The organism is Micromonospora luteifusca (assembly GCF_016907275.1).
Lineage (GTDB): Bacteria > Actinomycetota > Actinomycetes > Mycobacteriales > Micromonosporaceae > Micromonospora > Micromonospora luteifusca.
In genome coordinates, this window is record NZ_JAFBBP010000001.1 from 4,169,645 (window position 1) to 4,191,417 (window position 21,773).

Below are 21,773 nucleotides of genomic sequence, written 5' to 3' on the forward strand. Positions count from 1 at the left end.
GCGAGGCTGGACGGCCCGAGTGGTCGTCCGGGGGTGTCGGGAGGGCGACTCCATTATCAAGTTTGGCTTGACGGCGCACGCATTACACGCGTGTAATTTGAATGGGGTTGTTCGCACGGAACGCAACAAAACGGGACCGGACGGACAAGCACGCCTTTCGCGTGGGGGGTTGCAGCGGCGATGACGCCGGTGCGCGACAAGGAGGCATTTGATGGACGGCCAGCTTGAGGTGGCCGACCTGCTCGGAAACGCGCCGGAGTGGCAGGAGCGGGCCTTGTGCTCGCAGACCGACCCCGAAGCGTTCTTTCCCGAGAAGGGCGGCTCGACCCGTGAGGCGAAGCGGATCTGCTCGCGCTGCGAGGTCAAGACCGAATGCCTCGAATACGCTCTGGGTCACGACGAGCGGTTCGGCATCTGGGGTGGGCTCTCCGAGCGGGAGCGGCGCAAGTTGAAGCGGCGGGCTGCCTGAGCGGTGCGAGGTCGCGGCGGTGGGGGCCGTCCGACTCGCCCGCGCGGGGGCTCGGCTCAGGCGAGCTCGTCGGGATCGACCCCGAGAAGGTTCGCCACCTGTTCGATGATCACGTCATGCACGAGGTCGGCGAGGTCCTCACGGTCCATCGCCCGGAATTCCAGGGGCCGTCGGTACAGCACGATCCGCGGCGGCACCTCCTGGCGACCGGGACGGCCGGGCAGCAGCCGGGCCAGCGGGACTTCGCCGTCCTCCAGCACATCGGAGTCGTAGACGTTCAGGTCCGGCGGGACGTCCTCGACCGCGAACTCGACCCCGGCCAATTCCTTGGCGAACCGACGCTCCAGCGTCTCGACGGTGTCCAGGACCAGGTCGTCGAAGACCTCAGCCTTGGTCCGCGCCAGCGGCACGGTGGCCGGCACCAGCCGTCCGCGCAGGCCGCGCCCGTGCCGGTCACGGTGCGCGCGCCGGCCAGGGCCGGGGCGGCGGTGTTCCGGGCTCGTCATGAGGCAAAGGGTAGCGCCCGCGCCAGGCTGGTCAGCGGCAGCGCCGCTCCCGTGGCGCGGCGAGCCCAGGACGGCGAACTGTGATCACCACGACGGGCGTGTCGCAACGCGAAGCGATGCGCCGGACCCGGTAATGGAGATACCCTGCCGCCTGTGAGGTCACCACGGCGCTGCTCCCGTAACGGCTGCCCCCGGCAAGCGGTCGCCACATTGACCTATGTCTACAACGAGTCGACAGCGGTGGTGGGTCCGCTGGCGGCGTTCGCCGAGCCGCACACGTACGACCTGTGTGAGCCGCACGCCCGTAGCCTGACCGCACCGCGTGGCTGGGACGTGGTCCGGCACGAGGGTGAGTTCGAGCCGCCGCCGCCCACCACCGACGACCTGGTCGCGCTGGCCGAGGCGGTGCGCGAAGCCGCCCGCCCAGCCCCACGTCCCCCAGATCCCGACCAGAACCACCGCGAGAACCCCCACCAGACCGGCCGCCGAGGCCACCTCCGAGTGATCCCCCCGAACCACTAAGACGTGGCGCGCCGAGCCGGCTCAGGCTCGCCAGCGGCGTTGATCATGAGACTGCCGCCCCGCCCGGCTCGCCCTGCGGCGCCGTTCGCCTTGTCGCGCCGTTCGCCTTGCCGGGCCGGCCCGCCTTGCCGCGCCGCTCGCCTTGATCAACACCGGATCGCCGATGTTGTGGTGTCGAGGCGTGGTTGATACCGCGATATCGGCGACGTTGAGTGGATCAAGCCGGGAGGCCGGTGCCAGGCCACTTGCGGCGGCCAGCACCCAGAACCGAGGATGGTGGGATGACGCCATCGACGGTTGACGCGGCCATCGGGCGCATCGAGCTTCGCGATCTGTACGACGAGCCCGACCTCGACCTGCTGCGGCGAGCCTACGTCGACATCCTGGTGCCCAGCTTCCCGCCGGACCAGTTGGAGGACATCGAAGTCCTGGTCCAATCCAGCACGACCCTTGTCGGCGTGGCGTTGCACGACGGCGCGCCCGTCGGCGTGATGGTGGCCGACCCGTTCGGCGGAGTTCTGCTGCTCAGCTACCTCGCGGTGCGACCGGGGATCCGCAGTGGCGGCATTGGCGGTCTGTTGGTGGGCCGCCTGTTGCCGGCGTGGCGGGAGCGCTCGGGTGCCGATGTGGTCCTCGCCGAGGTTGAGGATCCGCGGCTGCACCCGGCCGGCGAGTTCGGTGATCCAACCGCGCGGCTGCGCTTCTACCAGCGGGCGGGTTTCGGCATGCTGCCTGTCCCCTTCACCCAGCCTCGGCTTCGTCCCGACGCGCTGCGGGAGCCTGGCCTGCTCCTGGCCATTCAGCCAAGCGACGCAGCAGTGTCAACAGACCTGGTGAAGTCTTTCCTCATCGAATACTTCGAGTCAGCGGAAGGGCCCGAGGTCCACGATGATCCTGAGTTCAACGCCTTGGTCGCGGTCGTCGAACGCCAGCGGCCCGAGCTGACTCCGCTGGCTCTGGATCAGCATTCCACAGTCCCTCCGTTGGACGTGGCGGTCGAATTGCTGCGGCGGGATTACCCGACGACAGGCAACGCCCTGGATCTGTTGGCCACTGATGGTCGCGCCGGGCCGGTGCTCGATGACGTCTGGGCGCGGGTGCTGGTCAGGCTGGTTGCCGGGGAGCGCCTACCCCGGCCGGGGGTCGTCGTGTTGGCCGCACTACTCGACGCGCTGTCAGATGCCGGGTTGCTCTTCGTCTCGCCGGACCCCGTCGACGCAGAAGTACTCCAGTGGTGGTTCCTCGGCGAGGACGATCCGTGGGCGGGCTGGTGGCGGAAGGATCCGCCGAGCTGGGATGGGGCGCTCCCACAACGTCCGCTGGTCGCGCAGACCGTCCGGCGGTTGCCTCCGCTGCCGAGGGTTGCTGTCATCCTCTCCGATGTGCTCGGCATCGCGCCGGCCGAGGCGGCGGCCTTCGTCGGCCAGGACGAGCAGACCTACCTCGAGCTCGTTGGTGTAGCCCGGACCGAGGTGGTTGCGCTCATCGATCGGCAACTCGACAAGGAGGAGAGCGGTGGACACCTTCCTGCGATGTGACTCTGCGGTGTCATTGACCGCGGGCCTGATCGACGGCACGGTAACTCCTGACCGGCGCGAGTTGGTCGAGCTGCATCTGCTGGTCTGCCCCGCTTGTCTGAGCCATGTGGGCAAGGTGCGAGACCTGCGGGCGAGCCTGTCCAGCCTGCCGGGTCGGCCGGTGCCGGAGCATCTCCTCGCCCTGGCCGCCGGGAATGCCGCCGCCGGTGCCGCCGCGCCGAGAACCGACATCGATCCGGCCGAGCGCACCTCGCTATGAATTACTACAAATTTCTGGCCTCTGGCCAGGTTGCGCCCTTCTCCGGCCAGACCTGGTCAACCGATTGGCTGCAGGCAACCGCCACTGTCCCCTGTCAACGCGGGCTGTACGCGTGCCGCGTCGAGGACCTGCCCTACTGGTTGCACGACGAGCTGTGGTCGGTCGAGTTGGAAGGCCCGATCACCGTGGCGGGCCACAAGGTCATGGCCCAACGTGGGCGGCTGGCAAAGCCTGTGCCGCAGTGGGACGCCGATGCCGGCGCCGCGTTCGTGCGCGCGTGTGTGGGGCGGACGGCCGTCCACGCTGCGGCTGAGTATGGCGACCCCGGCGGTCGCCTGTTGACCGAGGTGGCGGATCAGCTGTTGGCGTCGGGCAACCATCGCACCGAAACCGACCCCTTCGCCGGGGTGAGCGAGGTGGCCCTGCGCCTTCAGAGGGCGGCGGCGCTGTCCGGCAGGGAAGTCGCCGCGCGGCTCTGCGGTTACCTGGCTGATGCCGTCGAGATGGCCCAGACCTATCCGGTTCCGGCCCTCGGTTACGTGGCCGCGCGGGCGGCCCAGGCCCGTCGACCGGATCCCGCCGATGACCGATACGACGCGGAGCGACGGTGGCAGACGGGCTGGCTGGTCAACCGGCTTGAGTTGGACACGTCACTCGGCTGAGCTGCCCATCAGCCTGGCGGCTAGCTCGTCGATGCGATCCAGTTCGGCCGCGACGTTCAGGTTGAGGTGTTCGACCACATCCCCCCAGTAGTCGATGAAGGTTCCCGAGCGGCGGTACAGTTCATCCGCGTGTGGCCCGCGTGGCAAAACCCGCTCCACCACCTGTCTCCTGGTTTCCATGGGCCCCACGTCCAAGTCAAGGTCGGCTTGGATGGTCAGCGGCACCTTGCCAGCGGTGGGCTCGACCAAAGCCGTCAGGAGGGCTTCCCGGCGAGGATCCTGCCACCAGTCGGCAAGCCCGGCGGCCGCTCGGGACGTCATCTCGGCGTAGAACTGGGCGGTGTACTCGTCCGGTCCGCTGACCGCCGGGCCGAGCGGGTCGTCCGACAGGTGGAATACGAAGGCCCGCTTCACCGCCTGGCCGTACTGCTGTGCGGCGATGGTTCGGTCTGTGTCGGAGAACAGGTCACCGAGCAGTCGGTGCAGGTTGGCCAGCAATTCTGACTCGGATTCCCCGGTTTCGGCCAGCTTGCGGAGCCACCCGCTCGACTGCCGGCACCGCGCACCGGCGGAAGGGCGATCACCAGCAGCGAGCGCTACCTTGGCCCACTCGAAGTAGATCCAGGCGAGCAGCCACTCATCGTCGTGGTCGAGGAACTCCGGCTCAAGCCTCCGGTACGTGGCGTCGGCGGCACCGAACTGGCCGTCGTACCAGTACGAGTGGGCGGTGAAAAGGCCCAGATAGAGCCATGCTTTGCGGCGGATCTGTTGGACCTCTGCCGAATAGCGTGCATCCTGCCATCCGTTGTGAACGCCGCACAGCTGCCCGATTGTACGTAGGGCGTGGCGCACCTCGGTCCAGTGTGCGCCGGCCGGCTTGTCCGGGCCCGTCGGATAATTTCCGTGAAAGCGGCGCATCTCCTTGACCAGGTCGCGGTCCAGATCGTCGCGGGTCGCCCGCTGCCAGCTGTCCAGCAGTTGGTGGCAGAAAGAGAAGTCGACGTAGAGCGCCCACCACCAGAATGCCTCTAGAAAAAGCACGATGAACTGGGCGCGAACGACTTCCCGTTCGTCGACGAGCTGGGCGGAGTGAGACAACCACTCGGCCTCGTACATCTGCCACTCCACGTTCTCGTACTTGAACCATGAGCCGTACACCGTGGATGTCTTGTCTTCCAGTGACATGATGCGCTCGTAGTAATACGCGGCCGCGCGTCGATGAATGTGCGTCCACCGTTCGGGTTGAAACTCCCGCAGCGCCTCGGACATCGAAGGCCGGATGAAGTCGTGAAGACGGAACCGCCCGACCACCGGCAGCGGATCGGTGAAACCGAAGTGCTCGATCCGCCGTACCGCGTCGCCCACCCGTTCCGGGGCGGTCGCCAGATCCTCGCCGGCAAGAATGGATACGAGCATCGGTACGTCAAAACTGTTCAGCAGGGAGGCGATCTCGGCTACCCGCCAGACGTCCGGATTACGCTCCGGTCGAATCACTGCCCGGACCAGATCGCCCACCTGCCGGTCGCCCTGCGAGAGCTGGGACAGCAGATCCTGCAGGCGGCCCGGGTCCAGCGCCTCTTCGCGGCGGGCACGCATGAACTGCACGACGAGACTGAGCCCGTACGGGTGGCCGCCGGTGAAGCCGTACACCACGCCAGTCAGGCGTGGACCGACCTGGTCACCGAAATGGTGTGCCAGGTAGGCATGTGTCTCGGCCGTGGTGAACCGGGGCAGTTCCTGAACGAGGGCCGGATCCAACACCCGTTGGCCGTGCTCGGCGAACTCGCGTGGTACGAGCGACAGCACCACGGTGGTGTCTGGTAGGCGGGCTGCAAGTCGGACGAACCACTGGCCCACCGCGTCGTCGATGAGGGTTTCGAAACCGTCGATGATCAGGACCGCCCGTCGGCCCGCGATGAAATTGCGCCAGTCGGCGACGAACGCCTCGTCCACGCTTCGTTGAGCCTGCCGTATGCGCTCGATCGGACTCTCACCTCCGACATTCATCTCGAGCGCGGTGTTGGACAGTCTCCCCCACGTCTTAGCTGTGAAAGTATTGTTCACCGTGACGGTGTTGGCTGCGCTTCGTGTTGCCTCTGCTGCGATCAGGAAACCAGGAAACTGCCGCGCTGCCGCCTGCGCCAGATCCCCGAGAAACTGTGTCGACTTCTCCAACAGGAGGGCGGAGACGACGGTTGTGGCGTCTGGGCCGTACTCGCCCCGATAGTCCTCACTCAGCCCGTAGGGCTCCGCTGTCATGTTCGCTCGAATGGGCATCATTACGACGTCCGGAAAATCGCGCTGGATGGCCGTCCGTAGCAGCCCGAGGAACGAAGTCTTGCCCATGCCCTTTGCCCCGAGGACGGTGACCGTCCCGTCGAGGTTACGCCGGATGCCGTCCAACACCCGATCCAGTTGGTCCGTGCGACTGACGAGACCGTCCACCACCAGAGTCGGCATGGGACCGTGCGGTTGGTCTCCCTCCGGCGCGACGGCACGAGCAGGTGCGGAGCCCACTGTGGCCCGACCTGCCAGGTCTGCCCGAATGGCTGGCGTGAGCCTGTCCGTCGGCGACTCTCGGGGTATCGGCGGGGCCGATGGAGGCGGCGGGGCCGATGGAGGCGGCCCGCTTATCGTGATGTCCTCGATGGTTGCGCCGGTTGTCGCGCGGATGGTGGTGTTCCCGTCCCCCGCAGAGAGGAAGACCCGCCTGATCCTCCCACCGAGCCGTGCCAGCAAGGTGCGTTGCGTGCTGCCACCGGAGTTGCCGGAGTTGAGGAGGGTGACGGCTGCCAACACGAAGCTTCCGATGCCGGCGAGCCAACTCAGCGTTTCGACGCGATGGAGCTTCCAGGCGATCGCGACTCCGCCGAGGGTGAGGGCGGACGCCCCCAGGGCCAAGGTTCGCAATCTCCGCGTTGACGGTTCGGGCATCGCACCAGTGTGGACGCCGAGGGTGATGACATCAATCGGCCTCTGGGCCCTTGCTGAAGGGTTCGTCGTGGCCACGTCTGAGCCGATGCTTGCCACGGGCTCGCGTCGCGGTTGGTTCGACGTGGGCAGCGCTGAGCCCGCCTGCTGACGGCATCTCGACACATCACCTGTCGTCCTTCGACGAGGGGCCGCGCGAGGGCGCGCTGCGTGCGGATTTGCGACTCTTGTTGACAAATCAGCCGAACGATCGGCTCTGGCCAGCCGGCCTGGAGGTTTGCCGCAGGTGTCGTCTCGTTGTCCGAGGCAGTGCCCATTGATTATCGATGCGAAGCGAACGGCGCAGGTGACGAGCACGACGGAGGATACTGGCACCGCCATCATCGGCGCGCTGGCCGGCGAGCCCGAGCCGACAAAGACCGGCACGGCCGCCGAGCAGGCGCAGCAGCCCATCGTGGCAGCGCCCGCCGAGCCGACCGAGGAGGCTTCCGCCCCGGTCGCCACGCCAGCTGCCGCCGCCGACACGACGGCGCCCTCGGTGTCAGCCTCGCCGACCCCGTCGGATGCCGCGTCCCTGCCGGTCGTCAAGGTGACGACCGAGACGGAGCAAGCCACCGTCCGGTACGGCGAGAAGACCGTCAAGGACCCGTCCCTAGCCGAGGGCAAGCGGGTCGTCCGGACCAGGGGCGTTAACGGAGTACGAACCCTGACGTACGAGGTGACCACCACCGATGGCGTGCGCACGGGCAGGAAGCTGGTCAGGTCCACCGTCACGAAGCAGGCGGTGGCCCAGGTCGTCGCCGTCGGCACCAAGAAGCCGCAGTCTTCGAAGTGCGACCCGAACTACAGCGGCTGTGTTCCGATCGTCAGCGACGTCGACTGCGCGGGCGGCAGCGGCAACGGCCCCGCCTACGTCAATGGCCCCATCAGGGTGATCGGCGACGACATCTACGACCTGGACCGCGACGGCGACGGCACCGCCTGCGACTGAGCCACTCAGCGGTCTGTGCTCACGCAGCGTCACCTCCCTGGAGGAGGGCAAGCAGCGAGCGATATACCTCTGAGTCATATCTATGACTCAGAGGTATATCGCTTGTTAGGCGGAGCGACCCCGCCGCCTGGTGACGCAGCTCACCCTCGATCGTCGCCCGCCTGGGTTTCTTGGGACAGATGGCGTGGGCAGTCGCCGGCCGGCACGAACCTGACGGCCCCCGGGTCGCGGTGACTTGTCCCTGGGGCAATGCCGTGGAGGATGGCGTTCGCGGGTGCTTACGGAACTCTTAACCCGCGCCTGCGACGGTATGCCGGGGCGGGCCGAACTCGGGGGAGCGGAAAACGTGCGGGTGTTGGTGGCGGACGACGAGCGGTTGTTGGCGGACACGGTGGCCGAAGGGCTGCGCCGCCTTTCGATGGCCGTCGACGTCTGCTACGACGGTGACGGTGCGCTGGAGCGGATCGGAGTGAACCGGTACGACGTCGCGGTGCTGGACCGGGACATGCCTGGGCACACCGGCGACGAGGTGTGCCGCAGCATCGCCGACTCACAGGTCGGCACCCGGGTGCTGCTGCTCACCGCGGCGGCCGGCATCCGTGACCGGGTGGAGGGGCTCGGTCTCGGTGCGGACGACTACCTGACCAAACCGTTCGCCTTCGCCGAGTTGGTCGCCCGGGTGCAGGCGCTCGGTCGACGGTCCACCCCGGCGCTGCCCCCGGTGCTCGCCCAGGACGGCCTGGTCCTGGACGTGGGCCGGCATGTCGCTACCCGGGACGGCCGTCCGCTCGCGTTGAGCCCAAAGGAGTTCGCCGTGCTGCACGTGCTGTTGCGCGCCGACGGGCAGGTGGTCAGCGCTGAGGAGTTGCTGGAGCAGGCCTGGGACGAGTTCGCCGACCCGTTCACCAACGCCGTCCGGGTCACCATGATGACGTTGCGTAAGAAGCTCGGTGACCCCCCGGTCATCCACACCGTTCCGAAGGCCGGCTACCGCATCGGCGGTACGTCGTGACCTGGACGCCCCGACGCCGGGTGCTGCTCGTGGGCCTGCTGGCACTGCTGGCCGGGCCGCTGTTGCCGGCGGTCGGCAGTTGGCTGACGGGGGTGACCTGGACGTGGGGGCAGCAGCTCTGTGAACTCCCCGTGCCCGGGTTGACGACGGTCTGCGGAAATGTGCGTCCGGGGGCGTTCGTGCTGCCGCTGGTGGCCGTTCTGCTCGTGACCCTGGCAGTCCTGGTGGCGCTCTGGTTCGGTGCGGTGTGGTGCCTGCGCCCGGTCCGTGACCTGGCCGGGCCGATCGGGCACCTCGGCCCGCAGAACCTGGGTCACCGGATCCGACCACGGGGGCGCGACGAGTTGGCTCGGCTGGCCCGGGCGATCGACGAGATGATGGAGCGCATTTCCGCTGGGTACGAGGGGCAGCGGCGGTTCGCCGCGAACGCCTCGCACGAGTTGCGTACTCCGCTGGCCGTGCAGCGGACGCTCATCGAGGTTGGCATGGCCAGGGCGCTCACCGGCGAGCAGTTGGAGCTGTTGACCAGCCAACTTTTGGAGACCAACGAGCGCAACGAGCGGCTGATCGAGGGCCTGCTCGCGTTGAGCGAGAGCGATCAGGGTCTGCGCTCGCGAATACCGCAGCGGCTCGACGCGATCGTCACGTCGGTGCTCGCCGGGTACCAGGACCGCGCTCGGGAGGCTGCGGTCACCATCGACACCCATCTCGTACCCCGGGTTGTCGTCGGTGAGCGGGTGCTGCTGGAGCGACTGGTCAGCAACCTGGTGGAGAACGGGATCAAGTACAACCGGCGGGGAGGCTCGCTGACCGTCGCGGTGAGCGGCACGCCCGCGTTGTCCGTGGTCAACACCGGCCAACCGGTGCCGGCCGAGGCGGTGGCCGGTCTCTTCGAGCCGTTCCGCCGGCTCGCCCGGGACCGTACCTCGCATGGCGGAGGCGCCGGCCTGGGACTGGCCATCGCCCGCTCGATCACCCAGGCGCACGACGGCATCATCGCGGCCCGGCCCGCCGAGCACGGCGGCCTGCGGGTCGACGTCCAACTACCCAACACGATCTGAACGCTCCCACCCGCATCACCCCGGGGTCCGTGTGCCGCTGGATCCCACCTGCGGCATGCCCGAAAACCGAGAGGAGAGACTGCCCGTGACGACCGAAGTGACCGCGCCAATCGCGCCCGCCGCCGGCCCGCACCCGGCGCGCGTCGTGTGGGCCGACGTCGCCAAGGGCGGCTGTCTCATCCTCGTGGTGCTCTGGCACGTCGTGGTGAAGCACTATCTGCAGATCGACTGGCGGGTCGGGTTGCCGGTGCCGGGTGCCTGGGGGGTGCTCGGGGAGCAGCTGTTGCCGCTGCGGATGCCGCTGTTCTTCACGATCTCCGGGCTCTTCGCCGCGAACGCCATCCACCGGCCGTGGCGCGTGGTCCGCCGCTCCCGGGTGAGTCGGTTGTTCTACCTCTACGCGACCTGGCTGCTGATCCACACCGCCGTGCTGGCCCTCGTTCCGGACTTTCCCACCGATCGCGCCACCGACATCAAAGGCCTGCTGGCACAGCTGACCGTCACCCCGTCCAACCTCTGGTACCTGTACGCGCTGGCCCTCTACTTCGTGCTCGCCAAGGTGCTGCGCCGGGTTCACCCGGCAATGCTGATCGCGGCCGCCGGCGCACTGTCGGCGATCGCTGCGGCCGGCCTGCTGGACACTCCCGGCAACCGCGGTGGGCTCTACCAGAACCTGGTGTTCTTCCTCGCCGGCCTGCACCTGCGGCCGTACGTCCAACGGTGGGCCGCCACCGCCACCCGGCGGCGGCTGGTGTGGACCCTCGGCCTGTACGCCGTGGCGCTCGCCGCCGTGGCGGCGGGTGCCGGGCGCTGGCTCGGCGTCGGCCTGCTGGTGTCCCTCGCCGCGGTGGCGTTCGGCGTCACCGCTGCCGCCCAGGTGGCTGACCTGCCCCGGATCGGCGGTGCCCTGTCTGCCCTGGGTCGCCGGACGCTGCCGGTCTACGTCATCCACATGCCGGTCCTCGCGCTGCTGCACTGGCTGCTCGCCGGCCCGGTCTCCGGCCTGGCCGGAACGGGCCGGGCGCTGCTGGTGCTGGGCTACCCCGTCCTGCTCACCACGGCAGTGCTGGCGCTCAGCCTGGCGCTGCACCGCGGGCTGCTGGCAGCCCGTGCGAGCTGGCTGTTCGACCTACCCGCGCCGCACCGCCTACCCGCGTCCCACCAGCCAGCCCCGCCGCATCAGCCGCCCGCGCCGCACGAGCTGACCGCGCTGCATCAGCTGGCCGCGTCGCACCGGCGCTGACCGTACCCGCACACGAAGGAGAAACGATGTCACGCACCGTTGGCCAGGTCCGGGCCGATGTCGAGGAAGCCGCCCGCTGGCTTGCCGGCCGTGTGGTCCGCACACCTGTGCTGCGGTCCCCGGTGATCGACGATCTGGCCGGGGCGCGAGTGCTGCTCAAGGCGGAGAACCTCCAGGACGGCGGCTCGTACAAGATGCGTGGTGCGCTGCGGGCTGTCGGCCGGCTTGCCGCGGCCGGCCACACCGGTGTGATCGCGCAGAGCACCGGCAACCACGCGGTGGCGGTGGCGTTGGCGGCCCGGCAGCACGGGCTCGCGGCGACCGTGGTGCTGCCGGTGGACGCGGCACCGACGAAGGTCGACCGGGCCCGCGCGGCGGGGGCGCGGGTGGTGCTTGCCGGCACCGGCGTCGAGGAGCGGGTGGCGGTGGCCAACGGGCTCAGCGACGAGAGCGGTCACCCCGTCGTCGACGCGTACGACCACCCGGACGTCATCGCCGGGCAGGGGACGGCCAGCCTCGAACTGATCGAGGAGGCCGAGCGCCTGGGGACACCGCTGGACGTGCTGGTCGTACCGGTCGGTGGTGGTGGCGGGGTGGCCGGCGCGTGCCTGGCCGCCGCCGGCACCGGCATCGAGGTGTACGGCGTGGAACCGGCGGGTTGTGACTCGCTCGCCCGCAGCTTGGCGGCCGGTGAGCGCGTCCCGGTCACGCCGGCTCCCACGATCGCGGACGGGCTGCGGCCGTCCTGCGTTGGTGAGCTGCCGTTCGCCATCGTGCGTGACGCGTTGGGCGGGGTCGTCCGGGTCGATGACGACGAGATCGGGGCGGCGTTCCGGCTGATCCTGATGGAGCTGAAGGTGCTCGCCGAGCCGTCCGGGGCGGCTGGTCTGGCCGGCGCGCTCCGGCTCGGCGCCGAGGCCGCTCGGCAACGGACGGTCGGCGTGGTGCTGACCGGCGGAAACGTGGAGGCGGCGCTGGTGGCCCGGTTGATGGTCCAACGGCCAGCCGAGGCGGCGACTGTGGAAGGGGTGGCGGCGTGAGTGCGCCAACTCGGATCGGAGTCCTGTTCGGTGGACCGTCGGCGGAGCACGAGGTTTCCTGTGCGTCGGCGCTCGGGGTGGTCCGGGCACTCGCCGGCGGCGGTTACCGTACGGTCGCCATCGGTGTCACCCGCACCGGCGGGTTTCGGCTGGTGTCCGACGCGCTGCTGGCCGAGTTGCGCGACCAGCCGGCCGGCGAGCGGGCCATCGACGACCGCCTGCTGGTGACCGGGCCGGCCGTCGAGCTGCGGGCCGGTCCGCGTCCGGGCGTCGTGCAGGTGGCCGCCGGTAACGCCCCTGGCGCGGTGCACGCCGAGCTGGACGTGGTCTTCCCGGTGCTGCACGGCCCGTTCGGGGAGGACGGTGTGGTGCAGGGGTTGTTGGAGTCCCTGCACGTGCCGTATGTCGGGTGCGGCATCCTCGCCTCTGCAGTGGGCATGAACAAGGTGGCGATGAAGCGGGCGCTGCGCGCCGAGGGCATTCCGGTCACCCCGTACGTCGCGTTCGACGCACACACCTACCGGTCGGCGGACGACCCGGAGAAGCTGGTCCTCGGGCTGCGCCGGCCGCTCTTCGTCAAGCCGGCCAGCATGGGTTCCTCGATCGGCATCTCCCGGGTCGGCGAGGGCGACGACCTGGGCGCCGCCGTGGAGGAGGCGCTCCGCCACGACCAGCACGTCATGGTCGAGCAGGGCGTCACCGGCCGGGAGTTGGAGTGCGCGGTGCTCGGTGGCTGGCGCCCCGAGGCGTCGGCGGTGGGCGAGGTACGGGTCACCGGCGGCTGGTTCGACTACCAGCAGAAGTACTTCGGCGACGCCGATCCGATGATCGTCCCCGCCGTCCTGCCGGACGAGGTGACCGCGCGGGTCCGTGACCTGTCGCTGCGCGCGTTCGCCGCGATCGGCGGTTGGGGTCTGGCCCGGGTCGACTTCTTCTACGACGAGACGACCGGCGAGGTGTACGTCAACGAGCTGAACACCATGCCCGGCTTCACCGCGCACTCGATGTACCCGAAGGTGTGGGCGGCGGTCGGTGTCGGCTATCGGGAGGTGGTGGACCGACTCGTCGAGTTGGCCCGTACCCGGTATGCGGAACGGTCCGCGATCACCGTGGGGGGCGTCCGATGATCCTGCTCTCCGACCCCCGGGTGGCGGCCGTGCCCAGCGCCGACGACGGCGAGGAGTTGCTGGACCTGCGTGAGCTGCCGGAGCTGCGGCTCGACGATCGCGCGGCCGACCCCGCCGGGGCGTACGCCCGGCTGCGCGCGGGAGTCGTCGACCGCCTGCTGGCCGCGCAGCGTGCCCTGCCCAGCGGGATCCGGCTGCTGGTCGTTGAGGGTTACCGGCCGTACCAGGCGCAGCTGGCCATCTTCACCGGCTACCGGGACGAGCTGCGTCGACGGCACCCGGACTGGTCCCCGGAGCGACTGCACCGGGAGACCACCAAGTTCGTCTCGCCGGTCGAGGTGGCCCCGCACAGCACGGGCGGGGCGGTGGACCTGACGCTGTGCACCGAGGACGGTGTCGAACTGGACCTGGGCACGGTCATCGACGCCACCCCGGAGGACAGCGACGACGCCTGCTTCACCGACGCGCCCACGATCGGTGCCACCGCCCGCCGGCACCGGCAGATCATGGTGGGCGCTCTCGGCGGAGCGGGGATGGTGAACTACCCGACCGAATGGTGGCACTGGTCGTACGGGGAGCGTTACTGGGCGCTGATGACCGGGGCACCGCACACCCGGTACGGGCCGGTGGACCTGGCGGCCCGCGCGATCGGTAGCCGTGCCGGCTGAACGGTAGCGCGCCCCCGTCCGTACCAGGGAGTGAAGGACACCACCGAGGACGGGAGTGACGGCGATGAGGGTGCAGCGCAGGCACGTGCTGGCGGCGACCGTGGCGGTGCTCGCCGCGGCGGGTGTGGCGGTGGGGACCAGCTTCGGTTTCGCCGGCACCGCCCCGGCCCGGTCGTCCGTCTGTTCCGGCTCGGTGACCTTCTCGGCGGAGGGCGGGGCGCCGGCGGCGACCAGCGACCGGTTCCCGGTGGGTACGCGGCTGCGGGTGACGAACCTGGACAACAACCGGGCGGCCACGGTGACGGTGACCGGTCCGTCGGGCAGTTGTGTGCTGCTCAACGCGGCCGCAATGGAGCTGGTCCGGGAGCCGGGCAGGAACGTGATCCGTCGCAACGTGGTGGAACGGCTGGATGGTGGGGCGCCGCCGGTCGGGCAGCCGAGCGCCGGCACGGTCCGCCCCGGTGCGGCGTCCCCCGGGGCCTCGGGGCCGGCACCCCGCTCGGCCTGCTCGGGGGCGATCACCTTCTTCGCCGAGGGTGGCGTCCCGGCGGCGACCAGCGGACAGTTCCCGGTGGGTACGCGGCTGCGGGTGACCAACCTGGACAACAACCGGGCGACCACGGTGACGGTGACCGGCCCGTCCGGCAGTTGCGTGCTGCTCAACGCAGCCGCCATGGAGCAGATCCGCGAGCCTGGCAAGAACCTGGTCCGCCGCAACACGGTCGAAGTGCTGCGTTGACGTCAGGAGGGGCCCCGGTCGAGCGGGGGCCCCTCCTGAGCTGCGCCGAAGGCTGCGTCGAGGTTGCCGACCGCCTCGCGCCGCCCTCTAATCGGCCTGCCAGGTGCCGTCGTCGCGCACCCGGGCGGGGGCACGGCCGAGCAGCAGCGTGGTCAGCGCGGCGTCGATGGTGTCGCCGAGGAACCACTCGCCGGCCTGATCGAGCACGAACACCCGACCCCGCTCGTCCACCGCCAGGATGCTGTCCTGTTGTTCGGTGCCGATCGGGAAGAGTCGTACGCCGAGCACCGCCCCGAAGTCCGCGAGCGTGTCGGCGGTGTGCGCGACGGTGTGCGGGCGGATGTCGAATCGGGAGATCCACACCTGTTCGCCCCGGCCGCGCCGGGCACCGACCAAACTGGGGAACGCGGTCAGCGCCTCCACAGCGGCGGGAAACACCGTGTGCCGGTGGGCAAGCCCCGGCACGGCGGTGACATCGCGCACGGCCGCGGCAGCCATGATCTGGTCCCCGATGTGCGGTCGCCAACCGGCCGCGACCAGCGCGTTGGCGACCTCCGGTGGAAAGCGCCCCGGATCTGGGTCGGGCTCCGCCGGCGCGCGCCAGGTTTCGGTGTAGGCCCGAGCGGCGTCCGGCAGAACGTTGGCCCGTACCAGGAAGCTGATGCACGAATCGCAGGGCCGGTCGGCGGGGCCACCAGCCGGATCACCCGGTTCACGGATCCGGAAGACCTCGAACCGGGCGTCCTCCAGCAGTGCCGCCGCCTCGGCCCGACCCATCGGCGCGATGCCCTCGGCGGCGCGACGGTGGTCGTACTCGTGCAGGACGTCGGAGACCACGATCATCTCGGCGTGGGCTTCCCCACCCCGGACCAGGTCGCCGGGGGGCAGCTGGTCCAGGTAGGTGCGGACGAGTGGGTGATGGTTCAGTGGGACGTCCGCCTTCGTGCCCTGGGCTGTCCAGATTCGACCTTCGATGGTCAGATGCGCGGCGGTGTTCGGAGTGACGATCCGATGGATTTCCCGGGCCAGCAGGCTCGACGGATCGGCAGTGCGGGGGGCTGTCGGCTCGGTGGGTTGGCTGCGCCGGTACATCTCCGCCACCACCGTGCTCGGCACCCGGGGCCAGGTGGTGACCTTGCCGGTCTGCTTGTCGATGACTGTCGTCGGCAGGTCTCCGGGGACCGTGCGTACCTCGATGGGCACGACGGACGTGATGACGTAGCCGAGGTCGAACTCGTCGACCATCGCTGTGCACTCGTGGCCGAGGCGCTGCGAGTCGCGACGGGCCCAGGTGGCCGCGAGTTGCTCTACCTGTAGACGGTCGATCACACACTGAAACTACCGGACCACACGGATCGATGGCGGCCGGTATTGTTCCGCTCTACCGACGGTGACGGGAGGGGTGGTGGTGGGGGAACACGCGGACCGGACCGCCAATCGCGAGCTACGGGCCCGATTCGACGACGTGTACGGGCAATACCAGCAGCTCAGGTCCGGTTTGGACACCCTGCAGGCGCGGCTCGCCGAGCTGCGGGTGACTCGACGGTCGGCGGACGGCCAGGTGACGGCCACGGTGGGCGCCCAGGGCCAGTTGATCGACGTCGAGCTGGCGCCGACCGTCTACCGCGATCGGGACGCTGGGGCGCTCAGCCGAAAAATCACCGAAACGATCCGGGCCGCCGCGAGCGCCGCCTCCGACGCCACCCGCGACCTCGTTGCCGAGGCCATGCCGGCCGGCTCCGGCTCGGTGGATTTCCTGCGCACCGGAGATTACGCCGCGCTGCTCGGCCGGGCCGATGCCGTGCTCGGCAGGGGTGAGGGGAAGGCATGACCGACGGGCAGCTCTGGCTCGATCCGTCCCGCGCCCGCCGGGGCGGCGCCGACCTGGCACTCGCGGGCGAGGCGGTGACGGCCCGTCGAGCGGCGGAGGGCGGCGCCATCGAGGCTGCCAGCGGGGCTCGGCCCTGGGGTCGCGACGACATCGGTGCCGCGTTCGAACGCAACTACCGCGGGTTCGAGCAGACCGTGCTGCGGGCCTGGGCGGGCGTCGGGCACCGGCTCACCGAGCTGGGCAGCGATGTGGTCCACGCGGTCGATGCGAGCGTGCAGACCGACGGGGCCAGCGCCGCCCGGTTCGGTCGGGCCGCCGACCAACGCTGACGGCTGGCGACGTCGATGAGCGTGCTGCCGAGCCCGGTTCCACACCCACTGGACCACGCACCCTGGGACGTGCCGGGCTGGATCTACGAGGCCCTCGACTGGGTGGTCGGCGTGCAGTGGCCGGAGGGCAACGAGCGGGCCGTCTGGGACGTCGCCGACCAGTGGTACGGGGTTGCCGCCGTCCTCGCCGGCCCGCACACCGATGCCGCCACCGCCGCCGTCGAGGTGCAAAACTCCTACGGCGGCGTCGGGGCAGTCGACGCCGCGTTCGAGGTCGCCTGGCGGGGGATCGCCGAGGGTGCCGACGCCCCGCTGCCCGTGTTGCTCGCCGTCACCGCCGACCTCGGCCGGCTGGTCGAGGAGTGCGGCTGCGACATCGAGGGCGCCAAGCTCGAAGTCTGGATAGAGCTGGGCATCCTGGTCATCGAACTGCTCTCGGTGGCGGTGGCGGCGATACTCACCGCAGGTGCCGCGACCCCCGCCGCCAGCGCGGCGATCACCGCGACCCGGCTGCTGGTCCAACAGATCTTCAAACGACTGATGGGCCAACTGGCCAGCAAATCTCTCAAACACGGGCTCAAGGAAGCCGGCGAGCGGGCGGCCAAGGAGGTCGCCCAGGGTGGCGTGCGCGGGCTCACCAAGCGGGCCGCCCGGGAGGGGCTGGAGGAAGCCACCGAGGAGGCCGGGGTCACCCTGGCCACCCAGGCGTACCAGAACTCCACCGGGCGGGCCCACGGCCTGGACGTGACCGACCTCGGCGCGTCGGCGGTCGGCGGGCTCGCCGGCGGGGCGGTGGCACCGCTGGCCGGCCTTGGCCGGCACGCGACCGGGCGGGCCGCGCGCATCGGGGAGCACCTGGGGCGGGAGATGACCGGCGAGGTGCTCGCCGACAGCGCTGCCAGCCTGGCCACCGGTCAGGGCCTGACCTCGATGGAGGACGTGGCACGCGCTGCCGCCTCCGGGGCGACCGGTTCGGCGACCGGCCAGACCGACCACGCGCTACGCACACGGCTCGACGCGCAGGCCAATGCCCTCGCCGGGGCCGCACTCGCCGGCCCGGCCCTCCCGTTCGACGCCCCTGTCGTGGGCGACACCTCTTCCGGGGCGACCTCCGCTTCCGCCTTGGCGTCCTCGGTCGGGACGACCTCTTCGGCGGGGGCCGCGCTCGCGGCGGGCTCGCAGCCGGTCGCCACCAGTGGGGTGGGTCCGTCCTCCGGCATTCCGGTTCAGGCGACGGCCGCCGTCGCCGCGTCGCCGCTTGCTCAGGTGGCAGCGGTACCCGCCGACACGCAGGCGTACCCGGGCATTGATCTGCCACCCTCCACGGCTGCCGACGTGAACGCGTCGTCACCGGTCGGCGGTCTGGCCAACCACGACATGGCGGACCGTTCGGTGCGCTCGTCTGAGGCGATGCCGGCGGCGGACGGGCCGCTGGTGGAGAGGGCGAGCACCGCACAACCGGTCGCCGCCGACCCGACGCTGTCGTCGGCGCAGGCCGATCCGAGAACGTCGTCGGCGCAGGCCGATCTGAGAACGTCGGCGGCGCAGGCCGATCCGAGCCTCTCGTCGGTGGCCGCTGATCCGCGGCTTTCGTCGGTGGCGGCGCCGGCGCCCGTGGTCGGCGCGACCGAGCCGGCCACCGGTGTCGCGCCGGGCCATCTCAGCAACTCGCCGCCCGCCACCACCTCCGGCCCGGTCGCCTGGTCTCCGTCGACCGGCACCGGTTCGACAGCGCCGGTCACCTTCGCTACCCCGACCACGACCAACAACCCGCCGCCGGTCACCTCCACCCCACCGGTGGTGGGCCGATTCGCCGTACCCTCGCGCATCCCGACGCGGGAGGTGCTCGCACCTGCTCATCCGGCTCGGGGCCGGGCGTCGATCCCCGTCGACGTGGCGGCCTTCGGCGACACGTCGGTGCCCGCGACCGAGACCAACGCCGCGTACGCGGCGCAGTGGGCCGCCGAAGCGGAAGCCGCCGAGCGGCGGCGCTACCAGGGCCACTACGAATCGCAGCGGACCGGGTTCGAGCACAATCGCCGGCAGGCAGAGGCCACCCGACTACGTGCCCGGGCCGCCGAGCACGATCGCAGGGCCATCGAGTACGCCACCTACGCCCGACAGCTACACCAAGCTGGACACCGACGCTGGTCCGACGGCTGGCAGCGGGCCGCGAACGATGAGACACGCGCGTACGCCCAATGGCGTGACCTGGCAGACGCGGTGCTGGCCGGCACCACGGCGCCGGCGGTCGTGGACATCGGCGCCGGCGCCTTCGAACACGCCAACAGGGACGTGGGCGCGCTCGCGCTCGGCGCGGTGGAGACCACCGGCCCGTCCCGGCTCACCGGCGACGACGTGCCACCGCCGATCGACGACTCCCGGCCGTACGGACAGCCCGGAGGACTGCGCCCACCGCTCGCCCTGCACCAGGTCGACGTCGAACGCCAGATGCCCCGCGAGCCGGACGGCGCCGTCATCCGCACCGCCGACCCCCGACAGGGCAACTGGTTCCGGCTCCTGAACGACGGTGGGCCCGCAGCCGACGCCACCCGGGGCATCAACTGCCTCGACTGCACGCTGTCGATGTTCGAAACGTGGGTCCACGGGCGGCCCCGGGTGTCGGCGCCGCGCACCTTCGACGGCTACCTGGACGGCGACATCCGGCGCCCGATCCGTGGCGAGGCAGGCGGCCCGGGCCGGGTGGAGGACGTGACCGGCGGACGCTTCCAGCAGCTCCTCGCCCCGCCGACCGGCCAACGTCCACACCCCGAGCAGGCCCAGCAGGCCGCGGACCGGGGCTACCGCAACCTGCACGACCAACTCCGGCTGGGAGGCCACGGCAGCTACGCGTTCCTGGTCACCGAATCGCCTCACGGCGGCTCACACGCCTGGGTGGCGCTCAACCAGAACGGCACAGTGCTCTACGTCGACCCGCAGAACGGCCTGATCCGGGACCGGCCGTTGTACCCCGACGTGGTCGGCATCGACGCGCTGCTGCTGAGCGGAGACGGCCGGCCTATGCCACTCGGCGGGCTGCCCCGGGGCCGGTTCAGCGAGCGGCCCGACCTGCCGGACCACCCGCCGACCTACGACAGTGGCGGCCACGGTGACCCGTACATCAACCGGATGTACCTGCTGCTGGACGGCCCGGGGGCGGCTTCGCCACCGCAGGGCGGCGAGCCAGTCGACAAGTCGTCCGGCACTGCCCCGGGTCGACATTCGCCGAGTGGCAGCCCGGCCCGGGTCGTCTCGATGGCCGGCAGTCTGGACGAGATCTTCGCGGCCGGAGTGAGTCCCACCGAATTCGCGACGGTGGTCGACCCCCATACCCTCCGTCGGCTGGTGTCGGATCTTGATGAGGCGTCCGCCCGGGACGTGGTGCGGTTGTTCGCCGACGATCGGGTCCTCGACATGCTCGACGGCGCCCGCCGGGAACCGCCAGCGAACGAGCCCGAACTGGCCGAGCGTCTGGTCCGCCAGTTGGTCCGGCAACCAGACCTGGCGCGCATGATCCTGTCCACGCCCGAGCTCGCGAACTCGCTGACCGCTCGCCCGTTGACTCTCTATCACCTGAGCGGTTACCAGCAGGCTATCGACGTCCTCGCCGAGGTGCTCGACGACGTCGTCCAAGGAGAGGCTGTCGGGCAGAGGGCGGCCGACGGGCAAGTACCTCGGCCAGCGCCTACACCCCTCACTGACGAGCAGTTAAGAATCAGCGCCAGCATTCACGTGCGTCGGGGGCCGGTTGAACAGGCGGGATTCGACGACCTCCGGCGCGGTGACGAGGCCTACCGGAGGCGCTACCTCGACGATCTCTACGCGGCGGCAGCCGTGGCGCAGGCGGATCTGAATGAGCTTGCGGTGTCCCTGGCCCTGGTGGATGGTCGTCGTGTTGGAGAGCCGGGCTGGCGTCCTCAGCCGAAGGATCGACGCCGAGCCGAGGACAAGGTGAACAAGAATCAGGGTGATGCGTCGAAGTTGCTCGACCTCGCCGCCGCAAAGGTCGAATTCAGTAGCCTCGATGATCTGTACGCTGCGCTCGGCCGAATCAAGGAGCACCGAGGCGTAGTCGTCGTGAGGTGTGAAGACCGGTTCGTTTCGCCGATGAGTAGCGGTTACCGGGACGTGCAAATCGTGCTACGGATGCAGAATGGTCACCTGGCCGAATTCCGCTTACACTTGGGCGCGCTCGACGCTGTCGCCGTTTGGGAGCATGTGCTTTATGAGGTGCGCCGTGATGTGGAGGCCCTTGCCGAAGCCGAGGCTCGGGCCCTGACGTCGCGTGAGCTTCTGATCACGAACGGCATTCGCTTCCGCGAGCAGCAGCTGTTCTGGAAGGCGTTGCAGTCAACTTTCGAGGAGAAGTCCGGATGACCGATAAGCCCGGCCTGGCGCTCCCCGCCTACTACCTCTATTACCAATCACCGGTGAAGATCGTCGAAACAGCGGACGGTGGCGCCCGGGTTTGGCGGGTTTCCGTCGACTCTGGAGGATGGCACGAGAAGAACGACATCTTCGTCGAGGTAACGCTAGGCGTCGGAGGGGATATCTTCCGCCGAACCGCAGAGGATTTCGTGCAGGAAGTGGAGGCGTTTCGGGCTTACCACCTCAAGGGTGACGGACCCATCTTCGCGCTCTACGATGCGGTGCGGGCAATTGAGGAGCTGGCAGATGCCGAGACGCGTCACGAGACGCCAAGTGAGCAGGCCATTATTCGCGGAATCCGGCGACGGACATTCGTAATGTTCGAGGAACAGCTCCGCGCGGCCGGTGATCCTGGCGCGGACCCCGACATAGCCACGGCGTAGGCGTCGGTCAGGTGCAGACCCAGATTGGCGGTGA

Annotated in this window: 20 protein-coding genes; 17 read left to right on the top strand and 3 right to left on the bottom strand. The window is 69.9% G+C overall.

Features of this window, described 5'->3' with window-relative positions; translation table 11 throughout:
- Window positions 1–211 precede the first annotated feature (211 nt).
- Window positions 212–469 carry a WhiB family transcriptional regulator gene (locus JOD64_RS19010; RefSeq protein WP_007455784.1) on the top strand — a complete coding sequence of 86 codons (258 nt, stop codon included), beginning with the start codon at window positions 212–214 and terminating at the stop codon, window positions 467–469.
- Between the two features lie 56 nt (window positions 470–525).
- Here JOD64_RS19010 and JOD64_RS19015 read toward each other — a convergent pair whose 3' ends face one another.
- Window positions 526–975, bottom strand: coding sequence for a metallopeptidase family protein (locus JOD64_RS19015; RefSeq protein ID WP_007455785.1), 450 nt, complete (start codon window positions 973–975; stop codon window positions 526–528).
- A 153-nt stretch (window positions 976–1,128) separates the two neighbouring features.
- On the opposite strand from JOD64_RS19015, the gene JOD64_RS19020 reads away from it, so the two are divergent.
- From JOD64_RS19020 to JOD64_RS19035, 4 genes are all read left to right on the top strand, one after another.
- Window positions 1,129–1,497, top strand: a complete 369-nt coding sequence (locus JOD64_RS19020; RefSeq protein WP_204943449.1) for a DUF3499 domain-containing protein — start codon at window positions 1,129–1,131, stop codon at window positions 1,495–1,497.
- Window positions 1,498–1,778: 281 nt separating this feature from the next.
- Window positions 1,779–3,035, top strand: a complete 1,257-nt coding sequence (locus JOD64_RS19025; RefSeq protein WP_204943450.1) for a GNAT family N-acetyltransferase — start codon at window positions 1,779–1,781, stop codon at window positions 3,033–3,035.
- Entirely contained in the window at window positions 3,013–3,294 is a 282-nt protein-coding gene (locus JOD64_RS19030) for an anti-sigma factor family protein (protein ID WP_204943451.1), read from the top strand. The genes JOD64_RS19025 and JOD64_RS19030 overlap by 23 nt, the downstream gene beginning before the upstream one ends.
- Before the next feature lie 167 nt (window positions 3,295–3,461).
- Window positions 3,462–3,956, top strand: coding sequence for a hypothetical protein (locus JOD64_RS19035; protein WP_204943452.1), 495 nt, complete (start codon window positions 3,462–3,464; stop codon window positions 3,954–3,956).
- Here the strand turns inward: JOD64_RS19035 and JOD64_RS19040 are convergent.
- Window positions 3,945–6,416, bottom strand: coding sequence for an ATP-binding protein (locus JOD64_RS19040; RefSeq protein WP_204943453.1), 2,472 nt, complete (start codon window positions 6,414–6,416; stop codon window positions 3,945–3,947). The two genes, JOD64_RS19035 and JOD64_RS19040, sit on opposite strands and share 12 nt — an antisense overlap.
- An 817-nt stretch (window positions 6,417–7,233) precedes the next feature.
- Here JOD64_RS19040 and JOD64_RS19045 point away from each other — a divergent pair.
- From JOD64_RS19045 to JOD64_RS19075, 8 genes are all read left to right on the top strand, one after another.
- A complete protein-coding gene (locus tag JOD64_RS19045) occupies window positions 7,234–7,878 on the top strand; it encodes a G5 domain-containing protein (protein WP_204943454.1) in 645 nt (214 codons plus the stop codon).
- A gap of 346 nt (window positions 7,879–8,224) precedes the next feature.
- Window positions 8,225–8,890, top strand: a complete 666-nt coding sequence (locus tag JOD64_RS19050) for a response regulator transcription factor (protein ID WP_204943455.1) — start codon at window positions 8,225–8,227, stop codon at window positions 8,888–8,890.
- On the top strand, window positions 8,887–9,951 hold the full coding sequence (locus JOD64_RS19055) for a sensor histidine kinase (RefSeq protein ID WP_204943456.1): 1,065 nt from the start codon (window positions 8,887–8,889) through the stop codon (window positions 9,949–9,951). The genes JOD64_RS19050 and JOD64_RS19055 overlap by 4 nt, the downstream gene beginning before the upstream one ends.
- Window positions 9,952–10,036: 85 nt before the next feature.
- A complete protein-coding gene (locus JOD64_RS33105; protein WP_307813492.1) occupies window positions 10,037–11,194 on the top strand; it encodes an acyltransferase family protein in 1,158 nt (385 codons plus the stop codon).
- A gap of 26 nt (window positions 11,195–11,220) precedes the next feature.
- Window positions 11,221–12,234 carry a threonine ammonia-lyase gene (locus tag JOD64_RS33110; RefSeq protein ID WP_239559580.1) on the top strand — a complete coding sequence of 338 codons (1,014 nt, stop codon included), beginning with the start codon at window positions 11,221–11,223 and terminating at the stop codon, window positions 12,232–12,234.
- Window positions 12,231–13,361, top strand: coding sequence for a D-alanine--D-alanine ligase family protein (locus tag JOD64_RS19065; protein WP_204943457.1), 1,131 nt, complete (start codon window positions 12,231–12,233; stop codon window positions 13,359–13,361). The genes JOD64_RS33110 and JOD64_RS19065 overlap by 4 nt, the downstream gene beginning before the upstream one ends.
- Entirely contained in the window at window positions 13,358–14,029 is a 672-nt protein-coding gene (locus tag JOD64_RS19070) for a M15 family metallopeptidase (RefSeq protein WP_204943458.1), read from the top strand. Before JOD64_RS19065 ends, JOD64_RS19070 begins: the two co-directional genes overlap by 4 nt.
- A 64-nt stretch (window positions 14,030–14,093) precedes the next feature.
- Window positions 14,094–14,768, top strand: coding sequence for an RlpA-like double-psi beta-barrel domain-containing protein (locus JOD64_RS19075; RefSeq protein WP_204943459.1), 675 nt, complete (start codon window positions 14,094–14,096; stop codon window positions 14,766–14,768).
- 87 nt (window positions 14,769–14,855) lie between these two features.
- Here the strand turns inward: JOD64_RS19075 and JOD64_RS19080 are convergent, their stop codons facing one another.
- Window positions 14,856–16,097 carry an SUKH-3 domain-containing protein gene (locus JOD64_RS19080; protein ID WP_204943460.1) on the bottom strand — a complete coding sequence of 414 codons (1,242 nt, stop codon included), beginning with the start codon at window positions 16,095–16,097 and terminating at the stop codon, window positions 14,856–14,858.
- A gap of 76 nt (window positions 16,098–16,173) precedes the next feature.
- Between JOD64_RS19080 and JOD64_RS19085 the strand changes: the two genes are divergently transcribed.
- From JOD64_RS19085 to JOD64_RS19100, 4 genes are read left to right on the top strand one after another with little or no spacing between them, the layout of a single operon-like run.
- The gene (locus JOD64_RS19085) at window positions 16,174–16,599 is read left to right on the top strand and encodes a YbaB/EbfC family nucleoid-associated protein (RefSeq protein ID WP_307813494.1); all 426 of its coding nucleotides are present in this window, start codon (window positions 16,174–16,176) and stop codon (window positions 16,597–16,599) included.
- Complete coding sequence (locus JOD64_RS19090) at window positions 16,596–16,928, top strand: hypothetical protein (protein WP_204943461.1); 333 nt, start codon at window positions 16,596–16,598, stop codon at window positions 16,926–16,928. The genes JOD64_RS19085 and JOD64_RS19090 overlap by 4 nt, the downstream gene beginning before the upstream one ends.
- Window positions 16,929–16,943: 15 nt before the next feature.
- Window positions 16,944–21,305, top strand: coding sequence for a toxin glutamine deamidase domain-containing protein (locus tag JOD64_RS19095; RefSeq protein ID WP_204943462.1), 4,362 nt, complete (start codon window positions 16,944–16,946; stop codon window positions 21,303–21,305).
- The gene (locus JOD64_RS19100; protein WP_204943463.1) at window positions 21,302–21,739 is read left to right on the top strand and encodes a hypothetical protein; all 438 of its coding nucleotides are present in this window, start codon (window positions 21,302–21,304) and stop codon (window positions 21,737–21,739) included. The genes JOD64_RS19095 and JOD64_RS19100 overlap by 4 nt, the downstream gene beginning before the upstream one ends.
- Window positions 21,740–21,773 lie beyond the last annotated feature (34 nt).